The organism is Vibrio sp. D417a (assembly GCF_030248595.1).
GTDB classification, from domain to species: Bacteria; Pseudomonadota; Gammaproteobacteria; order Enterobacterales; family Vibrionaceae; genus Vibrio; species Vibrio alginolyticus.
The window spans coordinates 65,376-82,556 of record NZ_JAHGAM010000026.1 but is presented as its reverse complement, the minus strand read 5'-3'; the positions used below and the strand labels follow the sequence as shown (position 1 = coordinate 82,556).

At 47.2% G+C, this 17,181-nt stretch carries 19 protein-coding genes; 9 read left to right on the top strand and 10 right to left on the bottom strand.

Going from position 1 to position 17,181, the window contains the following annotated elements; translation table 11 throughout:
• Window positions 1–403: 403 nt before the first annotated feature.
• Window positions 404–952, top strand: coding sequence for a gamma carbonic anhydrase family protein (locus KI742_RS19915; protein ID WP_005379096.1), 549 nt, complete (start codon window positions 404–406; stop codon window positions 950–952).
• A 7-nt stretch (window positions 953–959) separates the two neighbouring features.
• Here KI742_RS19915 and KI742_RS19910 read toward each other — a convergent pair whose 3' ends face one another.
• The 4 genes from KI742_RS19910 to KI742_RS19895 all read right to left on the bottom strand — a co-directional run bounded on the left by KI742_RS19910 (window position 960) and on the right by KI742_RS19895 (window position 3,684).
• The gene (locus KI742_RS19910; RefSeq protein ID WP_005379090.1) at window positions 960–1,223 is read right to left on the bottom strand and encodes a DUF1488 domain-containing protein; all 264 of its coding nucleotides are present in this window, start codon (window positions 1,221–1,223) and stop codon (window positions 960–962) included.
• Between the two features lie 3 nt (window positions 1,224–1,226).
• On the bottom strand, window positions 1,227–2,060 hold the full coding sequence (gene aroE, locus KI742_RS19905) for a shikimate dehydrogenase (protein WP_285385942.1): 834 nt from the start codon (window positions 2,058–2,060) through the stop codon (window positions 1,227–1,229).
• 101 nt (window positions 2,061–2,161) lie between these two features.
• Window positions 2,162–3,079: an oxygen-dependent coproporphyrinogen oxidase gene (gene hemF / locus KI742_RS19900; RefSeq protein WP_005379086.1), complete on the bottom strand. Its 918-nt coding sequence runs from the start codon at window positions 3,077–3,079 to the stop codon at window positions 2,162–2,164.
• A gap of 47 nt (window positions 3,080–3,126) precedes the next feature.
• On the bottom strand, window positions 3,127–3,684 hold the full coding sequence (locus tag KI742_RS19895) for an L-threonylcarbamoyladenylate synthase (RefSeq protein WP_005379084.1): 558 nt from the start codon (window positions 3,682–3,684) through the stop codon (window positions 3,127–3,129).
• A gap of 200 nt (window positions 3,685–3,884) precedes the next feature.
• Between KI742_RS19895 and purE the strand changes: the two genes are divergently transcribed.
• Both purE and KI742_RS19885 read left to right on the top strand, forming a co-directional pair.
• The gene (purE, locus tag KI742_RS19890; protein ID WP_005379082.1) at window positions 3,885–4,370 is read left to right on the top strand and encodes a 5-(carboxyamino)imidazole ribonucleotide mutase; all 486 of its coding nucleotides are present in this window, start codon (window positions 3,885–3,887) and stop codon (window positions 4,368–4,370) included.
• Window positions 4,371–4,374: 4 nt separating this feature from the next.
• Complete coding sequence (locus tag KI742_RS19885; RefSeq protein ID WP_262638203.1) at window positions 4,375–5,508, top strand: 5-(carboxyamino)imidazole ribonucleotide synthase; 1,134 nt, start codon at window positions 4,375–4,377, stop codon at window positions 5,506–5,508.
• Window positions 5,509–5,574: 66 nt separating this feature from the next.
• Here KI742_RS19885 and KI742_RS19880 read toward each other — a convergent pair whose 3' ends face one another.
• The 4 genes from KI742_RS19880 to KI742_RS19865 form a co-directional block, all read right to left on the bottom strand.
• Window positions 5,575–6,144 carry a type I DNA topoisomerase gene (locus KI742_RS19880; protein WP_005379078.1) on the bottom strand — a complete coding sequence of 190 codons (570 nt, stop codon included), beginning with the start codon at window positions 6,142–6,144 and terminating at the stop codon, window positions 5,575–5,577.
• Between the two features lie 76 nt (window positions 6,145–6,220).
• On the bottom strand, window positions 6,221–6,700 hold the full coding sequence (locus KI742_RS19875; protein ID WP_005379074.1) for a DUF494 family protein: 480 nt from the start codon (window positions 6,698–6,700) through the stop codon (window positions 6,221–6,223).
• A gap of 2 nt (window positions 6,701–6,702) precedes the next feature.
• Window positions 6,703–7,812 carry a DNA-processing protein DprA gene (dprA, locus tag KI742_RS19870; RefSeq protein ID WP_285385943.1) on the bottom strand — a complete coding sequence of 370 codons (1,110 nt, stop codon included), beginning with the start codon at window positions 7,810–7,812 and terminating at the stop codon, window positions 6,703–6,705.
• Entirely contained in the window at window positions 7,796–8,890 is a 1,095-nt protein-coding gene (locus KI742_RS19865; protein WP_017821578.1) for a LysM peptidoglycan-binding domain-containing protein, read from the bottom strand. Before KI742_RS19865 ends, dprA begins: the two co-directional genes overlap by 17 nt.
• 138 nt (window positions 8,891–9,028) lie before the next feature.
• Between KI742_RS19865 and def the strand changes: the two genes are divergently transcribed.
• From def to KI742_RS19835, 6 genes are all read left to right on the top strand, one after another.
• Window positions 9,029–9,547: a peptide deformylase gene (gene def, locus KI742_RS19860; RefSeq protein WP_005379068.1), complete on the top strand. Its 519-nt coding sequence runs from the start codon at window positions 9,029–9,031 to the stop codon at window positions 9,545–9,547.
• Window positions 9,548–9,580: 33 nt separating this feature from the next.
• The gene (gene fmt / locus KI742_RS19855; RefSeq protein ID WP_285385947.1) at window positions 9,581–10,528 is read left to right on the top strand and encodes a methionyl-tRNA formyltransferase; all 948 of its coding nucleotides are present in this window, start codon (window positions 9,581–9,583) and stop codon (window positions 10,526–10,528) included.
• 80 nt (window positions 10,529–10,608) lie between these two features.
• On the top strand, window positions 10,609–11,892 hold the full coding sequence (gene rsmB, locus KI742_RS19850; protein ID WP_064376863.1) for a 16S rRNA (cytosine(967)-C(5))-methyltransferase RsmB: 1,284 nt from the start codon (window positions 10,609–10,611) through the stop codon (window positions 11,890–11,892).
• 63 nt (window positions 11,893–11,955) lie between these two features.
• A complete protein-coding gene (trkA, locus tag KI742_RS19845) occupies window positions 11,956–13,332 on the top strand; it encodes a Trk system potassium transporter TrkA (RefSeq protein WP_005379062.1) in 1,377 nt (458 codons plus the stop codon).
• Window positions 13,333–13,341: 9 nt separating this feature from the next.
• Window positions 13,342–14,787 carry a TrkH family potassium uptake protein gene (locus tag KI742_RS19840; protein WP_005386656.1) on the top strand — a complete coding sequence of 482 codons (1,446 nt, stop codon included), beginning with the start codon at window positions 13,342–13,344 and terminating at the stop codon, window positions 14,785–14,787.
• Window positions 14,788–14,813: 26 nt separating this feature from the next.
• Window positions 14,814–15,398, top strand: a complete 585-nt coding sequence (locus tag KI742_RS19835) for a DUF3157 family protein (protein ID WP_054575337.1) — start codon at window positions 14,814–14,816, stop codon at window positions 15,396–15,398.
• A gap of 33 nt (window positions 15,399–15,431) precedes the next feature.
• Here KI742_RS19835 and KI742_RS19830 read toward each other — a convergent pair whose 3' ends face one another.
• Both KI742_RS19830 and KI742_RS19825 read right to left on the bottom strand, forming a co-directional pair.
• The gene (locus KI742_RS19830) at window positions 15,432–16,085 is read right to left on the bottom strand and encodes a hemolysin III family protein (protein ID WP_005379047.1); all 654 of its coding nucleotides are present in this window, start codon (window positions 16,083–16,085) and stop codon (window positions 15,432–15,434) included.
• A gap of 70 nt (window positions 16,086–16,155) precedes the next feature.
• Window positions 16,156–16,962, bottom strand: coding sequence for a sporulation protein (locus KI742_RS19825; RefSeq protein ID WP_064376862.1), 807 nt, complete (start codon window positions 16,960–16,962; stop codon window positions 16,156–16,158).
• Window positions 16,963–17,181: the final 219 nt, after the last annotated feature.

Genomic DNA, 17,181 nt, shown 5'->3' with positions numbered 1-17,181 from the left:
AAACCTAATTTGATACCGAGGTATCTAATTGGATTATCATCAACGAGTGCCCACACAGATTGATAGGTCTATATTGTTAAAGAGCTTTCCTGTTGAGCTTTGCTCAAAACAGGACGGCCATTTTAGCGAGTTAAAGTTTAGTGTCAATCACTTTTTTCAAACTTTCTTCAAGCGTTTCCGCTTGGCTAATTTGGCTTGCTAACTTGGCTTCTTACTTTCGAAACTTAAGCTTCGAAGCCGTGTCAGCGAGGTGGCATTATAGAGATTGCGATCACATTGGCAAGCCCTTTTTCTCGTTTTTTTTGATTTTTTTATCGTTTGGGTGTTTTTTATTCTAAAAGGCGAGTTTTCACTACTATTCTACCTCCATACACCCTGTAATCGCCCTGAATAAGGAAAAAAGATGAGCTCAATGAGAAGCTACAAAGGTATAAAGCCTGAACTTGGTGAGCGTGTTTACGTTGACCCAACCTCTGTTTTAGTCGGTGATATCCGAATTGGCGATGATTCTAGCATTTGGCCACTGGTAGCAGCGCGAGGTGATGTAAACCACATTCACATTGGTGATCGAACGAATATTCAAGATGGCAGTGTTTTGCATGTCACCCATAAGAACGCCGAAAACCCAAACGGCTACCCATTGATTATTGGTAATGACGTTACGATTGGCCACAAAGTGATGCTGCACGGTTGTGAGATCCACGATCGTGTTTTGGTTGGTATGGGAGCTATTGTTTTAGATGCTGTTGTAATTGAGTCAGAGGTGATGATCGGAGCAGGCAGTTTAGTGCCACCTGGGAAAGTATTAGAAAGTGGCTACTTATATGTTGGAAGCCCAGTAAAACAAGCTCGCCCTCTATCAGAAAAAGAACGAGCTTTCTTGCAAAAGTCTGCCAACAACTATGTGCAGAACAAAAACGACTACTTAAATGAAGTAAAAGACTTGAACTAAAGCCCTGTTAACCGATGATGATATGGCCTTCTTCGTTGAAGGCTTCATCTTCTATTAGCTCTTCAGCCATTTCTTCTAGGTCGAATCGGTAATCAGTAAACACTTTAATTGCCGCTTGCTCAGTTTCAATCAGTGAACCACTGAGCTTTTCTAACTTTTGTTTCGTCACAAAGCACTCTATTAGTGCGCCTGATTGTTGCGCCGAAAAGTTTACCGATTGTGATACTTCATCCCATGATTGAATATCTGGGAATAAGATGGATTGATTCATCGCTTATTGACCTTCAAGGTTCTTTCTTAGTTCTCTGAGAATTTGTTTGGCACCAGGACGTAAGCCACGCCAGAGCATAAAGCTTTCCGCAGCTTGCCCAACTAACATTCCAAGACCGTCATACGCATGAGCGGCACCATTCTCTTTTGCCCATAAGTTAAAGCTCGTCACCCCTTTGCCATAAATCATGTCATAGCTTGTACTGTTAGCGGCAAAGATGGAGGATGAAATAGTCGGCAGTTCACCACTAAGAGAAGCGGATGTGGAGTTAATGATGACATCATACTCTTCATCAATACTTGCTATCTCTTTGGCGAGGATAGGACCGTGAGAGACAAACAGCTCTGCAAGCTCCTGTGCTTTACTAAAGGTACGGTTGGTAATGGTTAAAGAGGTCGGCTTTTGATCAAGTAGTGGCTTAATAACACCACGAGTTGCACCACCAGCGCCAATAATTAGGATTCGCGCGCCTTCCAATACAACCTGATGCTGAAGCAGATCTTGCACTAAACCTGCACCATCAGTGTTGTCACCGATGATTTCACCATCGTCTAACTTCTTGAGGGTATTTACCGCGCCTGCTAACTGAGCCCGTTCTGTCAATCGACTAGCAAATTGATAAGCATCTTCTTTAAATGGCATAGTGATGTTGCACCCCTTGCCACCTTCAGCAAAAAACACCTTCGCCGCGTCAATAAAACCATCAACAGGTGCACTTTCTGCGGTGTACACCAAAGATTGATTAGTTTGACGAGCAAACAAGGTGTGAATGAATGGCGACTTACTGTGTCCGATAGGATTACCAAACACGGCATAGCGATCGATTTGCTGGGTCATTTCCTTACCTTTGTTCCTTACTTAGATATAGAGAAAACAGGGCCACCTGATTACAGATGACCCTATCACTATCTATCTATATAGAAAAGGAGATTCCGTGCTTACCACTCTCGGGGCGTTAGGTATCGCTCGTAAAGTTCAGCTTCTGGCGATCCCGCTTCTGGCTCGTAGCAGTACTCCCAGCGAGCGAGCGGCGGCATTGACATCAGAATCGACTCAGTACGCCCACCACTTTGTAAACCAAATAAGGTGCCACGGTCATACACTAAGTTGAACTCTACGTAACGGCCGCGACGATATAGTTGGAATTCACGCTCACGCTCACCATACTTGAACTCTTTACGACGAGAAACGATCGGCAAGTAAGCCTGGCAATAGCCTTCACCGACTGCTTTGATGTAAGCAAAACACTTATCAAATTCCCACTGGTTTAGATCATCAAAGAACAAACCGCCAACACCGCGAGTTTCATTACGATGTGGTAGGAAGAAGTATTTGTCACACCATGCTTTATGCTCTTGGTAAACATCGTCACCAAATGGCGCACAAAGCAGTTTTGCAGTGTCGTGCCATGATTGGCAATCTTCTTCAAATGGATAGAACGGCGTTAGGTCAAAACCACCACCAAACCACCAAATTGGGTCTTCGCCATCTTTTTCTGCAATAAAGAAGCGAACATTGGCGTGTGAAGTCGGTACATAAGGGTTTTTAGGGTGAATAACCAAAGAAACACCCATCGCTTCAAAACGACGACCCGCTAGCTCTGGACGATGCGCTGTCGCAGATGCTGGCATTTCTTTCCCTTCCACATGCGAGAAGTTCACGCCTCCCTGTTCGAAAACAAGGCCATCACGCATAACACGTGAGCGCCCACCGCCACCAAGACGTTCGCCCGGTTCACGATGCCATGCATCCTCGACAAAGACGGCCTTTCCATCTTCTTGTTCTAACTGCTGACAAATGGAGTCCTGAAGTGACATCAAGAACTGCTTTACGGCGTGCTTATCGATCGCTGACATACGTTATTACCTATTACGTGAAACCTAATGATGGCTGGCTAGCAGGGTTAACCCTGTCTTAATATTTGTGAAGTTTTGGCGTCACGAATCTCGCTGGGTTTATCACGACCGCTGGTCTCGCCACGAAGAATGGCGACCAGCTTATCACCCAACTGCTCTTCGACTTCTTCCGTGGTCATACACGGTGGTAAGCCGGAGAGATTCGCGCTGGTAGAGGTTAACGGCTTTCCGAATGCATTACACATTTTTTGCACCAAAGGATGATCAGTCACACGAACCGCAATTGAATCAAACTGCCCTGAAACCCAGTTGGATACTTTATCGCTCGCTGGCATGATCCAAGTGTATGGGCCTGGCCAAGTGGCATGAACAGTCTGTAATTGTTCTTCAGTCAACTGAGATTCATCAATATAAGGCAAGAGCTGATCATAACTTGCCGCGATGAGAATCAGCCCTTTTTCTACCGGACGCTGCTTGAGCTCTAATAGCTTTTGAATTGCTTCTGGGTTATCTGGATCACATCCGACACCAAAAACCCCTTCTGTTGGATAGGCAATCACTTCGCCTTGCTTGAGTGCGTTGAGCACTTGTTCAAAGTTATCCACCGATTACTTCCTATTTGTTTGACTGTGTTGTTTTCACTAAGTGTACAAATATTCATTCTCAGACACTAAAGCAATTTTTTTATAAAATGTATCAATAGCGCCAACAACTGGACGCAAACGTTTGCTTGAGATAAAAATCCCCGTATAATGCGCACAAATTTATAGCTCACCTAATTTTTTGCAGCTTAAAGGAGTTTGAGATGAAAGTCGGTATCATCATGGGTTCTAAATCCGATTGGCCAACCATGAAACTAGCAGCAGACATGCTAGACCAATTTGGCGTGCCTTACGAAACAAAAGTCGTGTCAGCACACCGAACTCCTCAATTACTGGCTGACTACGCCAGTGGCGCAAAAGAGCGCGGCATCAAAGTTATCATCGCAGGCGCAGGTGGTGCAGCGCACCTACCAGGTATGGCGGCGGCGTTTACTAGTTTGCCAGTGCTTGGGGTTCCCGTTCAGTCTCGTGCACTGAAAGGTATGGATTCACTGCTTTCTATTGTACAGATGCCAAAGGGAATTGCGGTTGGTACATTGGCGATTGGCGAAGCGGGCGCAGCAAACGCCGGTATCCTAGCAGCGCAAATCCTAGGCACTCATGATGAAAACATCATGGCGAAGGTAGAAGCATTCCGTAATGAGCAAACGGAAACAGTTCTCGCAAATCCAAACCCTGCAGAGGATTAATCAGATGCATGTACTGGTTCTTGGTGCGGGTCAGTTGGCTCGTATGATGTCTCTGGCTGGTGCGCCACTGAATATTCAAATTTCAGCTTACGATGTCACCAACGGTGATGTCGTTCACCCTTTAACTCAACAGGTACTTGGCCATGGTTTGGAAAATGCGATTACGCAAGTTGATGTGATTACTGCCGAGTTCGAGCATATTCCACATGACGTGCTCAAAGTTTGCGAAGCGAGCGGCAAGTTCCTACCAAGTACGCAAGCCATCAAAGCAGGTGGTGATCGCCGTATTGAAAAGGCACTGCTTGATGATGCTGGCGTGCGCAACGCGAAATACTACGTCATTGAAACTCGTGAAGACTTTGACCGCGCAATTGAACACGTTGGTATGCCAATGGTTCTGAAAAGTGCATTGGGTGGTTACGATGGTAAAGGCCAGTGGCGCTTAAAAGAAACTTCTCAAGTCGAAGACATTTGGACTGAGATGGCAGAGTGCATCGCGGCAACACCAACTCAAGCGATTGTTGCTGAAGAGTTTGTTCCTTTTAACCGCGAAGTATCACTGGTTGGTGCTCGCGGTAAAGATGGGAGCGTTGAAGTGTACCCTCTCGCAGAGAACGTCCACACCAATGGTGTATTGAGCCTTTCTACTGCGATTGATGCACCAGAGTTGCAAGAGCAAGCAAAACAGATGTTCACGGCCGTTGCCAACAGCTTGAATTACGTTGGTGTGCTAGCGCTGGAGTTCTTCGATGTTGACGGTACTTTGCTAGTTAATGAAATCGCACCACGCGTACACAACTCTGGTCACTGGACTCAACAGGGTGCAGAAACCTGTCAGTTTGAGAACCACCTACGCGCCGTGTGTGGCATGCCTTTGGGTAGCACTAAGTTGGTTCGTGAAACCTCGATGATTAATATTCTTGGTGAAGATACACTACCAGAAGCATTGCTAGCGATGGATGGTTGCCACATTCATTGGTACGGCAAAGAAAAACGTGCGGGTCGCAAGATGGGCCACATCAACGTGTGTGGCGACTACCCAGGAGAATTGCACCGTAGGTTGTGCGCTCTGGCAGACATCTTAGACCCAATAGCTTTCCCAGCCGTGCAAGCGTTCGCTAAACAGCCTCAACACTAACGTTTGGCAGCAAAAAAATAAAAAAAGGGTCGCACGATGCGACCCTTTTCAATTCCTTTGATGTATTTACCCTTGTTGGGTGTGCTGGCACTTACGGTTGGCACATTGCAATTTCACACCACTGGCAAGTTTCTTCTCCACCAACAGAGTAAAACCACACTCTTCGCATCGCCCCTTGACCGGAGCAAGGTTCACAGCAAATTTGCATTTAGGGTAGTTGTCACATGCGTAGAAGGTTTTACCAAAACGCGTCTTACGTTCAACTAAATGACCTTTACCGCATTCAGGACACGCTTGATGCTCTTGCGACTGTTTTTCTGGCTCTGGTTGATTAATCGACTCAATATGATGGCACGCCGGATAGTTACTGCAACCAACAAACATGCCGTAGCGCCCTTGGCGGAGTACCAACTCATTGCCACACTCAGGACAAGGCACACCCAACTCTTTCACGATGTGTCCATCATTGTTGTGCAGGGCTTTGATGTAATCACAGCTTGGGTAGTGGCTACAGCCAAGAAAGGGACCGTGTTTGCCATGTTTGAGGGTCAGCTCACCACCACATTTTGGACACGGCTCGTGCTCCAAAGCGTGTTCATGGGCAGAGAAAAGGGTGTTGTCGATTTTACTACTCATACTTACCGTTTCGTGAAAAACACACAAAAAGACAAGCTCGCGTTTATTCTAGTTAAACTCGAACTTGCCCAGATGGTTAGTGAAGAATCCCTTGTTCCTTGGTGTACAACAGCTCTTCCATTAGCGTGTAAGCGTTTTCGTTGCCAGGCACATTAAACAGCACCATCAGAATGATCCATTTGAGGTCTTCAAGCTCAAACTCACTCGTTTCTAATCCCATCACTCGGTCAATCACCATTTCGCGAGTTTCTGTGGTTAACACATTGATTTGCTCGAGAAACAATAGAAATCCTCGGCATTCCAAATCTAAACGCTGCATCTCTTTCGCTGTGTAGATACGAGTTGATGACGAAGCCATGCAAGTCGAGATTGCAGAAGAGGTGTCACTTTGCTGCAATGCGGCAAGCTCTTCTAACCAGACAAGGGCTTTGTAGATATCTTTTTGTTGGAAGCCTGCACGAAGCAACTCTTCTTCCAACTCGTCTTGTTCGACCTGTAACTCTGCATCGCTATGGATGTAGGTTTCGAATAGATACATCAGTATATCCATCATCATAGCTAGCCCCTCCCCTTTCGAATATAGCCACCTGAAACCGCAACGACATGCCCAGAGAGTTCTAACTCTAAGAGCTGCATCATGACTTCTTGGACAGGTATATTGGTCCTGTTTGCAAGAATATCAACCGGTGTAGCTTCACTTCCTACGTTAGCTAACAGCTGAGGAAATGGCAATTCTTCTTCATCATTTAACGTAGAAAATAAATCAGTACTCTGATTAATAGACCAATCAAGCAAGGACTGTATTTCATCTAAGACATCTTTCGTCTTTTCTACGAGGCAAGCGCCATGACGTATCAACTGGTTTCCACCGCAGGCATTGGGGGCATTGATTGACGCTGGCAGCGCAAATACTTCTCGACCTTGCTCAAGCGCGTAACGAGCTGTAATTAACGAGCCGCTCTTTTTCGCCGCCTCGACGACCAGTACACCAAGCGATAATCCACTAATAATACGATTACGACGCGGGAAGTTTTCTGGGTGCGGCTTGGCATTAGGCCGAAACTCAGACACCAAAGCCCCATGTTCAATAACACGTTGCGCTAAACCACGATGACGTGCCGGATAAATATTTGCTAAGCCAGATCCTAGCACCGCAATCGTCTTACCACCCGCTTGCAACGCACCATCATGCGCATGGCCATCAATGCCTAAAGCGAGACCACTGGTGACAATAAAATCGTGCTGAACAAACTCTGCAGCGAACTGACGTGCATGCTGTAATCCATCAATACTCGCATTTCGGCTGCCAACCATCGCGATTTGTGGCAGAGAAAGACAAGTAGAGTTTCCTTGAACAAAAAGTAGAGGTGGCGGTGCAACGATTTGTTTGAGTTGAGGTGGATAACGCGGGTCAGTCAGTGTCAGGATATGATGGTTTGTAGAAGCCTCAAGCCAGCTTAAACAAGCATCGACTTCTTTATCTGTTGAAGCCCAAGCTTGAATTTGCTTAGTTGTTAACCCAAGTTGTTGTAGCTGTTCAGGAGAGAAGTTTACGATGTTACGTGGCGTGTCTCTTGCCAGTAGCTTATTCATTTTGACGCCGCCAATGCCTGGTAAACAACTCAGTTTTAACCAGGCAGCGAGATCATCGTTATTTCGTCGATTCATCGATGGTTAATTCGTCCGCCAACGGTGACACCACCGAAATATCTTGGTTAATGGGTTTCGTACTGTTAGTGATCAGTGCCAAGCTAAAGTACTCATAAGGACGAATGACCAGCAACTCACCAACTTTGCTTTGAGGCAAAGTGATTTTCTTATCAAGCACGCCAAACTCTTTCTTGAACTCATCGCCGTCTTTGTAAACTGGGTGCGCGTCTTCTTTTAAATCAAACACACTGCCTTGCTTGAGATTATCTGACGTGCCTTTATCAATCACCACGACTTGGTTAGTTGAACTAAAGCGAATACCTTCGATATTACCTAGCAACTTTGCAGAACTGCCTTGTGGCGACGGCAGCGGATAGAACGTAGTCGTGAAGTCAGTATTCTCAACCGATTGATTTGGCAACGCGATATCGTTACGTAGGATTTCTTGCATTTGCGATGTAAGCTTCAAACCTGAATAATCACTCGAAGCTTCAACGAGCTCGCCTTTGGCAATCAAACGCAGCGCGGTAATCTCTTCGGACACATCGTCACGCGAAAAGGTAGCTACTGGTCGGTAAATAGCCCAACCTGTCGCGGTCTGATTGCCATTGATATACAGCACATCTTCTGCAGTCAGATACTTACTGCCTTTGCTGCTACCCATCACTTTTGCTGCTCTGTTCAACGAATCTTTATCTAGCAACCGATCCGATTTAAGGTAAGGCATCACCAAACCTTCCGCGACCGTTGGTACGGCTTTCTTTTCTGTGATGCGAGCTTTCGGGCTCAGCTTCTTAACCGGTTTTAGGCTCAACACGGGCTGACCGTTAATCCACACCAAAGACAGCTTGTCACCGGGATAAATTAAATGAGGGTTATCGATTTCCGGGTTTACTTGCCATAAACGAGGCCACAACCACGGGCTATCTAAGTACATGGCCGAAATATCCCATAGCGTATCGCCCTTCACAACTACATATGTTTGTGGCGCATCATCTTTAACAGTCAGTGGGTTCGCATCCACATTTGCTACAGCGTTGAAAGAGAAAAGTAACGGCAACGTAACACTGGCAACGTTGCGGAAAATTCGATTCATGACCCTCGTCCTTGGTCTATTAAGCAGGAACCAGAATGGAAATTGGTGCAAGGATGCTGTCATTTAGGCTATAAAATGTCTAGAATTGAGCCAACAAGGTTTGTGCTGTTTCGGCACAGTTCAATATTTCGAGTGAATATGTCTGTATTACAAGTATTAACATTCCCGGATGATCGCCTGCGCACAGTCGCAAAGCCTGTTGAAGCGGTGACACCTGAGATTCAAAAAATCGTCGATGACATGATTGAAACCATGTATGACGAAGAAGGTATTGGCCTTGCTGCAACGCAGGTTGATATCCACAAACGTATCGTAGTGATTGATATTTCAGAAACTCGCGATGAGCCGATGGTGCTAATCAACCCTGAGATTCTGGAAAAGCGTGGCGAAGATGGCATCGAAGAAGGCTGTCTGTCGGTACCAGGTGCGCGCGCACTTGTGCCTCGCGCTGCAGAAGTTACCGTTAAAGCACTGGATCGTGATGGCAAAGAGTTCACCTTTGAAGCCGACGACCTGCTAGCGATTTGTGTTCAACACGAGCTTGATCACCTACAAGGTAAGCTGTTCGTGGATTACCTATCACCACTGAAACGCAAACGCATTCAGGACAAGCTAGCGAAAATCAAACGCTTTAACGAGAAGCAGCAAAACGCTTAATCTCGAACCATACCAATTAGAAGGAAGTCTACCTTGAGTCAGTCTTTACGAATTGTCTTTGCAGGTACTCCGGATTTCGCCGCCCGTCACTTGGCGGCGTTGTTGTCTTCGGAGCATGAAGTCATCGCGGTTTACACAAACCCAGATCGTCCAGCGGGTCGTGGCAAAAAATTGGCTGCGCCACCGGTAAAACAACTGGCGCTAGAACACAATATCCCGGTTTACCAACCTGAAAGCTTTAAGTCCGACGAAGCGAAACAAGAACTTGCCGATCTGAACGCCGACCTCATGGTTGTCGTGGCGTACGGTATGCTGCTGCCACAAGCGGTTCTTGATACCCCTAAACTGGGTTGTATCAACGTACATGGTTCTATCCTACCTCGTTGGCGTGGTGCGGCTCCAATCCAACGCTCTATTTGGGCGGGCGATGCAGAAACTGGCGTGACCATCATGCAGATGGACATCGGTCTCGACACTGGTGATATGCTGAAGATTTCAACTCTGCCAATCGAAGCGACAGATACCAGCGCTTCAATGTACGAAAAATTGGCTGAGCTTGGTCCAGAAGCCCTGATTGACTGCCTAGTAGACATTGCTGCGGGTAAAGCAGTGCCAGTGAAGCAAGACGATGAGCTAGCGAACTATGCGAAAAAGCTCAGCAAAGAAGAAGCACGCATCAACTGGAACGACGATGCGGCGCACATTGAGCGCTGCGTTCGTGCATTTAACCCATGGCCAATGAGCCACTTTGAGGCGGCAGAAAACAGCATCAAAGTATGGCAAAGCCGTGTGGCAGAACAAACCAGTGACAAGCCAGCCGGCACCATCGTACAAGCAGATAAAACCGGTATTTATGTTGCGACAGGCAACGGCGTACTGGTGCTAGAGCAACTGCAAGTTCCTGGCAAAAAAGCCATGTCAGTTCAGGATATTCTGAATTCGCGTGCGGCTTGGTTTGAAGTGGGCACTCTGCTGGTTTAAGCCATACTAGGGGTTATTATCCCCAATTATACGAACTTTTAGAGGGCAGAGATGCCCTCCTTTACTTTAAGGTACTCATCATGAATGTTCGCGCTGCGGCTGCTAACGTCCTGTATCTTGTCGTCGACAAGGGCCACTCACTTTCAAGCGCTCTTCCAGCGGCTCAACAAACGGTACGACCTCGTGACCACGCTCTGTTACAAGAGATCTGTTACGGTGCGCTACGTTACCTCCCTCGCCTAGAAATGATCGCAAACCAGTTGATGGATAAGCCGCTCAAAGGCAAACAACGTGTATTCCATCACCTAATTCTGGTTGGTATTTACCAACTGAGCTTCATGCGTATTCCTGCGCACGCAGCAGTTGGTGAAACGGTTGAAGGCACTAAAGAGCTGAAAGGTCCTCGTCTGCGTGGTTTGATTAACGCTGTATTGCGTAACTACCAGCGCAACCAAGAAGAACTCGACCAAATGGCCGTCAGCAACAACGCTGGCAAGTACGGTCACCCAAGCTGGTTACTAAAACTGCTGCAAGAGGCCTACCCACAGCAATGGGAAAGCATTGTTGAAGCGAACAACCAAAAAGCACCAATGTGGCTGCGTGTGAACCATCAACACCACACTCGTGATGAATACCTTGCGCTGCTCAAAAATGAAAACATTGATAGCACGCCACACACAGAAGCAATGGACGCCATAAAATTGGCCGCACCATGTGATGTGATGAAGCTACCTGGTTTTGAAAAAGGTTGGGTTTCGGTCCAAGATGCGGCGGCGCAGCTCTCGATCAACTACCTAAAACCACAAGACGGCGAACTGATTTTAGATTGCTGTGCTGCGCCAGGTGGCAAGACTGCGCATATTCTAGAGCGCACGTCGGGCAGTGAAGTGGTCGCGATTGACTGCGACGACACACGCTTGAAACGTGTGCATGAAAACCTGAAGCGTCTCAACCTTCAGGCAAAAGTGGTTTGCGGTGATGCGCGTAATCCACAAGAATGGTGGCAAGGCGAGCAATTTGATCGCATTTTGCTGGATGCCCCATGTTCTGCGTCTGGCGTGATTCGTCGTCATCCAGACATCAAATGGCTACGTCGTGCAGACGACATCGCCGCATTAGCAGAGCTGCAAAGTGAAATTTTTGATGCCATGTGGACGCAACTGAAGCCCGGCGGCACCATGGTTTACGCGACTTGTTCAATCACACCGCAAGAAAACGTGGAGCAAGTAAAAGCGTTTTTAGCACGTACCGCGGATGCGCAACTGCTGGATTCTGATCCCGACCAGCCTGGTCGTCAAATTCTACCAGGCGAAGAAGATATGGATGGTTTCTACTACGCAGTACTAACTAAAACACACGCGTAACAGCATGCTAAATAGGGCGATTGAAGTGATTTCAATCGCCTTTTTCAGATACGAGAAAAGAGTATGAAGATCATTATTCTTGGTGCAGGTCAGGTTGGCGGCACACTGGCAGAAAACCTAGTGGGTGAAAACAACGACATCACCATCGTCGACAATAATGCCGACCGACTGCGTGAATTGCAGGACAAATACGACCTACGTGTGGTCAATGGCCATGCGAGCCATCCAGACGTGCTACACGAAGCTGGCGCGCAAGACGCCGATATGCTCGTCGCAGTAACCAACACTGATGAAACCAACATGGCCGCCTGTCAGGTCGCGTTCACTCTATTCAATACCCCAAACCGCGTTGCGCGTATTCGCTCTCCAGAATACTTGGCAGAAAAAGAAGCCCTGTTTAAATCTGGCGCTATTCCTGTTGATCACCTTATCGCACCAGAAGAACTCGTTACGAGCTACATCGAACGTCTGATCCAATACCCAGGTGCGCTGCAAGTGGTGAGCTTTGCTGAACAGAAAGTCAGCCTAGTGGCGGTGAAAGCCTACTATGGTGGCCCGTTGGTGGGTAATGCGCTATCTGCTTTGCGTGAGCACATGCCGCACATTGATACCCGTGTGGCAGCTATTTTCCGCCAGGGTCGCCCGATTCGCCCACAAGGCACCACGATTATTGAAGCCGACGATGAAGTGTTCTTCGTTGCAGCAAGTAATCATATTCGCTCAGTGATGAGTGAGCTTCAGCGCCTAGAAAAACCGTACCGCCGCATCATGATTGTTGGCGGGGGTAACATCGGCGCAAGCTTGGCAAAACGCCTAGAGCAAACTTACAGCGTGAAGCTGATTGAGCGTAACTACCAGCGTGCAGAAAAGCTCTCTGAGCAACTAGAAAACACCATCGTGTTCTGCGGTGATGCGGCAGACCAAGAGCTTCTCTCGGAAGAGAACATCGACCAAGTCGACGTCTTCATCGCGCTGACCAACGAAGATGAAACCAACATCATGTCTGCAATGTTGGCAAAACGCATGGGCGCTAAAAAAGTGATGGTGCTGATCCAACGTGGCGCTTATGTAGACCTGGTACAAGGCGGCGTAATTGATGTAGCAATCTCACCTCAGCAAGCCACTATTTCAGCCTTGCTAACGCACGTTCGTCGCGCTGATATCGTAAACGTATCCTCACTTCGCCGCGGCGCTGCGGAAGCGATTGAAGCCGTCGCTCACGGTGATGAAAGTACATCTAAAGTGGTTGGACGTGCGATTGGAGATATAAAGCTTCCACCTGGGACCACCATTGGTGCTATCGTTCGTGGCGAAGAAGTTCTTATTGCCCACGACCGTACGGTCATCGAGCAGGATGATCATGTGGTGATGTTCCTGGTCAACAAAAAATACGTATCAGACGTCGAAGCGCTATTCCAACCGAGTCCATTTTTCCTCTAGGATTTTCCTATGGTCAACTTACGTCCCGTACTGTTTGTTATCGGGCTGGTTTTATCCAAACTGGCCCTGTTTATGTACGTGCCGACTTTGGTCGCTTTCTTTACCGGTACGGGGGGATTCCTCGATTTCGCCCAAGCCGTTGTGATCACGCACCTTGCCGCCTTCATCTGCCTAACGATAGGTCGAACCGCCAAGTTCAAACTCAGCGTACGCGATATGTTCCTCATCACCAGTTTGGTTTGGACCATCGCGAGTGCGTTTGCCGCCTTGCCATTTGTGTTTATCAACCACATCAGCTTCACCGACGCCTACTTCGAAACGATGTCGGGTATCACCACGACGGGCTCAACGGTGCTCAGTGGCCTAGACAACATGGCGCCGAGCATCTTGCTATGGCGCTCTATTTTACAGTGGCTTGGTGGCATTGGTTTTATCGTGATGGCGGTAGCAGTGTTACCTATGCTGAATGTCGGTGGTATGAAGCTATTCCAAACCGAATCATCAGATTGGTCGGATAAAAGTAGTCCAAGAGCGAAAACGGTCGCCAAAAACATCGTAGCGGTTTATTTGATGCTAACGGGCTTATGTATTTTGGGCTACTTGGTCACCGGCATGAACCTGTTCGAAGCAATCAACCATGCCTTTACTACGCTATCGACAGGTGGATACTCTACATCTGATGGGTCAATGAACCACTTCTCTAATGGCGCACATTGGGTGGCCACTACCTTTATGTTCTTAGGTGGTTTGCCATTTTTGCTCTTTATCGCCGCGTTACGTAAACGCCGTATTGATGTGTTGGTTAACGACGCTCAAGTTAGAGGATTTGCGTACCTGTTCGTATTCTCAAGCTTAGTGATTTCAGCTTGGTTAGTGATTCGAGATGGGTACACCATTTTGGATGCCCTGCGAGTGTCGATGTTTAATATTGTCTCTGTCGTCACCACAACTGGCTTTGGCTTAGAAGACTTCACCGCATGGGGCGCATTACCCACTACTCTTTTCGCATTCTTAATGATGGCGGGAGCATGCTCAGGATCAACGTCTGGCGGGATCAAAATCTTCCGCTTCCAAATTGCGATGACGCTGCTAAACAAACAAATGATGAAGTTGATTCACCCTTCAGGGGTGTTTGTACAGCGTTATAACCAGCGACCGGTGAATGATGATATTGTTCGCTCAGTGGTGGCATTTGGCTTGATGTTTTTTATCACCATTATCTTTATCGCGGGTTGTTTAAGTGCACTTGGCCTCGACCCTGTGACCAGTATTTCTGGCTCAATCACCGCCGTTGCCAATGTTGGCCCTGGTATGGGCAGTGTGATTGGCCCGACAGGCAACTTCGCGCCTCTGCCCGATACTGCCAAATGGCTCTTAAGCTTTGGGATGTTAATGGGCCGCTTGGAAATTCTGACTATTCTTGTACTGTTCTTTCCTGCGTTTTGGCGCCGCTAAGCAGACTCTAATTAAAAGGTATAACAATGAAAACATGGATTACTCTGGCGACCCTACTTGCCGCCTCATCCACATACGCCGCCGAGGTCATCACTTTAGCCGATGGTCGAGAAGTGAAGTTGAACGATGACTTTACCTGGGAATACGTCATGAAAAAACCGGCGCAGCAAGCGACGGAGACACAAACAACAGCAAGCGTAGTTGAAACAATCGCAGCTCCTGCGATTGCGACAATTCCAGTGGTAACGAAAACCGTTGGCACGACCGTGGTGGTAAACGCCAAAAAGCCAACCATGCAGCTATCAGATTCAGGTGTGGATGTATTGATTGGTTCAGCAAGCTATCAAAGCGGTGAGCTTGTTTTACCTACATCAATCACCAACCAAAGCTCTCAATCTGTCATTCAAGTGGAAGTTGAGGTGCAAGTGTTTGATATGTCTGGTCAGCAACTGGCAAAAGAAAACGTGACTGTTTGGCAATCCATCAAGCGCATGGCGGATACCTACCTGCGACCACAGCAAGCAGAACAAGGTAAGAGCATTAAATTGGCTGTACCGCAATCACAGCAATACCAGTTTTCTGCCAAAGTGCTAGAGGTAAAAACTCGCTAATACGTGTTTAATATTCTTTGTTGAGCCTATCGGCTAGATAGGCTCAACAAAGTAATAAATCGCAAAGAAATGGCACACGCAGCCAGCCAAAACAAAGCCGTGCCAGATCGCATGGTTAAAGGGAATGCGCTTCGCAACGTAGAAAATCACCCCCAGTGAATACACAATTCCACCAGCGGCAAGCAGTGTAAGTCCGCCGACATCCAAGTTAATAGCTAATTGATAAATCACAATCAACGATAACCATCCCATCACCAAGTACGTCATCAAAGAAAGCTTTTTAAATCGATAGACGAACGCAACTTTCATGATGATGCCGATCAACGCAATGCTCCAAATAACGATCATCAACCCAAATGCTAGAGGTGTTCTTAAGCTGACTAACAAGAAAGGGGTATAGCTGCCTGCTATCAAAAGATAAATAGCACAGTGGTCGAAGGTTTTTAGCCAACGTTTCGCTTTGGGATGAGGGATCGCATGATAGAGCGTCGAGGCCAAAAATAGCACGATAATACTCGCACCATAAATCGCCATACTGGTAAGCGTTAAAGTGTCAGCTTGATGGTCTATGGCTTTAACTAACAGCAGTATCAAGCCAACAATACCAAAAATCATCCCTATACCGTGGGTGATGGTATTGGCCAGTTCTTCACGTTGACTGTATTGAGGTTTCTGCAGTTCGGACATCAATGCGCCTATACTAGAGTTTGAAATTTGCTCTAGTATGGCACATTAGGCTTACACGTGTAAGCTTAAATTAAGACTCATGAACGGTAGTAGTTTGATCGAGATAATTGAGTACCAGTTCGCCAACTTGATCTGGCTTAGTCGTGGCAGGGATGGTCAGCTCTCGCTTGAGTTTGCCACTACCCAGTAAGCTCGCGAGCATGCCACCTTGCCCCTTGCGTGTGCGGTCAACTTCAAACCATAACTTGAGCTCTTGCTCACTGCGGTGGGCAACAAATTCTAATTCGCGCCACACGCCGTGGTAAGGTCCGTCGGTTGGCACCAGCTCAAACTCTTGCACAAATGGTAGATCGAATCCTTTCACTTCCTCGCATTCCACCTGGCGAATTCGTAAACCTTGCGCTTCAAATGCAGATAGTACCGCATCCATCAGTGGATCAGGTCGAACGGTGAGGATGTCTTTATCAGTCGGATCCAAAGCAGCAGCAACGTCTAAGCCGGTTTCTAACCATACTTTGGCATCACCAATGGTGACAGGCGTGTTCCAAGGCACATCGAGCTTAACATCGAAGGTACGCTCTTCGCCGGAATGGATGGTAAATGCGTAAGGGAGACTCCACTTAGCAAGCACATGAGTTTGAGGTACTCGGCGCATGCTGTGTCCTTCTCGCGCACCACGGTCATCAGGGGCTTCTGCGATGTAGCGGCAACAGAGTTTTAAATCAATGTTGTCGATCGCTTGTTCAGTCGCACCACCATATACATGGATCGACACATCCACACTTTGACCTGGGTATAGCACGTCTTGGTTTAAGATTGAGTCTACCTTCGCGCTCCCAATCCCAAAACTGGCAAGTGTCTTCTTCAAAAATGACATAGGCACCTCCTTCATCGAGATCTCATACTACTACTGCTGATCGTGGGATCAAACAAAAATTGCCTCGAACATCGCGACAAAATGACAAAATCTAAACAATTCAATTGCTCAACTATCGACCAATTATTACAAGGATGCTAATCTTACACTTGATATGCATGCATATCGGTATTCCTGACTCATTAACTGGATTGGCGAGAGCCAGAAGAGTGATTCTTC

Bases quoted from the DNA above. Each gene is read 5' to 3' on its own strand.
- hemF (WP_005379086.1), bottom strand. From the start codon at position 3,079: ATGTCAGCGATCGATAAGCACGCCGTAAAGCAGTTCTTGATGTCACTT.
- KI742_RS19830 (WP_005379047.1), bottom strand. From the start codon at position 16,085: ATGTCCGAACTGCAGAAACCTCAATACAGTCAACGTGAAGAACTGGCC.
- purE (WP_005379082.1), top strand. From the start codon at position 3,885: ATGAAAGTCGGTATCATCATGGGTTCTAAATCCGATTGGCCAACCATG.
- rsmB (WP_064376863.1), top strand. From the start codon at position 10,609: ATGAATGTTCGCGCTGCGGCTGCTAACGTCCTGTATCTTGTCGTCGAC.
- KI742_RS19885 (WP_262638203.1), top strand. From the start codon at position 4,375: ATGCATGTACTGGTTCTTGGTGCGGGTCAGTTGGCTCGTATGATGTCT.
- KI742_RS19840 (WP_005386656.1), top strand. From the start codon at position 13,342: ATGGTCAACTTACGTCCCGTACTGTTTGTTATCGGGCTGGTTTTATCC.
- dprA (WP_285385943.1), bottom strand. From the start codon at position 7,812: ATGAATCGACGAAATAACGATGATCTCGCTGCCTGGTTAAAACTGAGT.
- KI742_RS19835 (WP_054575337.1), top strand. From the start codon at position 14,814: ATGAAAACATGGATTACTCTGGCGACCCTACTTGCCGCCTCATCCACA.
- KI742_RS19910 (WP_005379090.1), bottom strand. From the start codon at position 1,223: ATGAATCAATCCATCTTATTCCCAGATATTCAATCATGGGATGAAGTA.
- KI742_RS19875 (WP_005379074.1), bottom strand. From the start codon at position 6,700: ATGATGATGGATATACTGATGTATCTATTCGAAACCTACATCCATAGC.
- KI742_RS19880 (WP_005379078.1), bottom strand. From the start codon at position 6,144: ATGAGTAGTAAAATCGACAACACCCTTTTCTCTGCCCATGAACACGCT.
- trkA (WP_005379062.1), top strand. From the start codon at position 11,956: ATGAAGATCATTATTCTTGGTGCAGGTCAGGTTGGCGGCACACTGGCA.
- KI742_RS19825 (WP_064376862.1), bottom strand. From the start codon at position 16,962: ATGTCATTTTTGAAGAAGACACTTGCCAGTTTTGGGATTGGGAGCGCG.
- aroE (WP_285385942.1), bottom strand. From the start codon at position 2,060: ATGACCCAGCAAATCGATCGCTATGCCGTGTTTGGTAATCCTATCGGA.
- KI742_RS19865 (WP_017821578.1), bottom strand. From the start codon at position 8,890: ATGAATCGAATTTTCCGCAACGTTGCCAGTGTTACGTTGCCGTTACTT.
- KI742_RS19915 (WP_005379096.1), top strand. From the start codon at position 404: ATGAGCTCAATGAGAAGCTACAAAGGTATAAAGCCTGAACTTGGTGAG.
- def (WP_005379068.1), top strand. From the start codon at position 9,029: ATGTCTGTATTACAAGTATTAACATTCCCGGATGATCGCCTGCGCACA.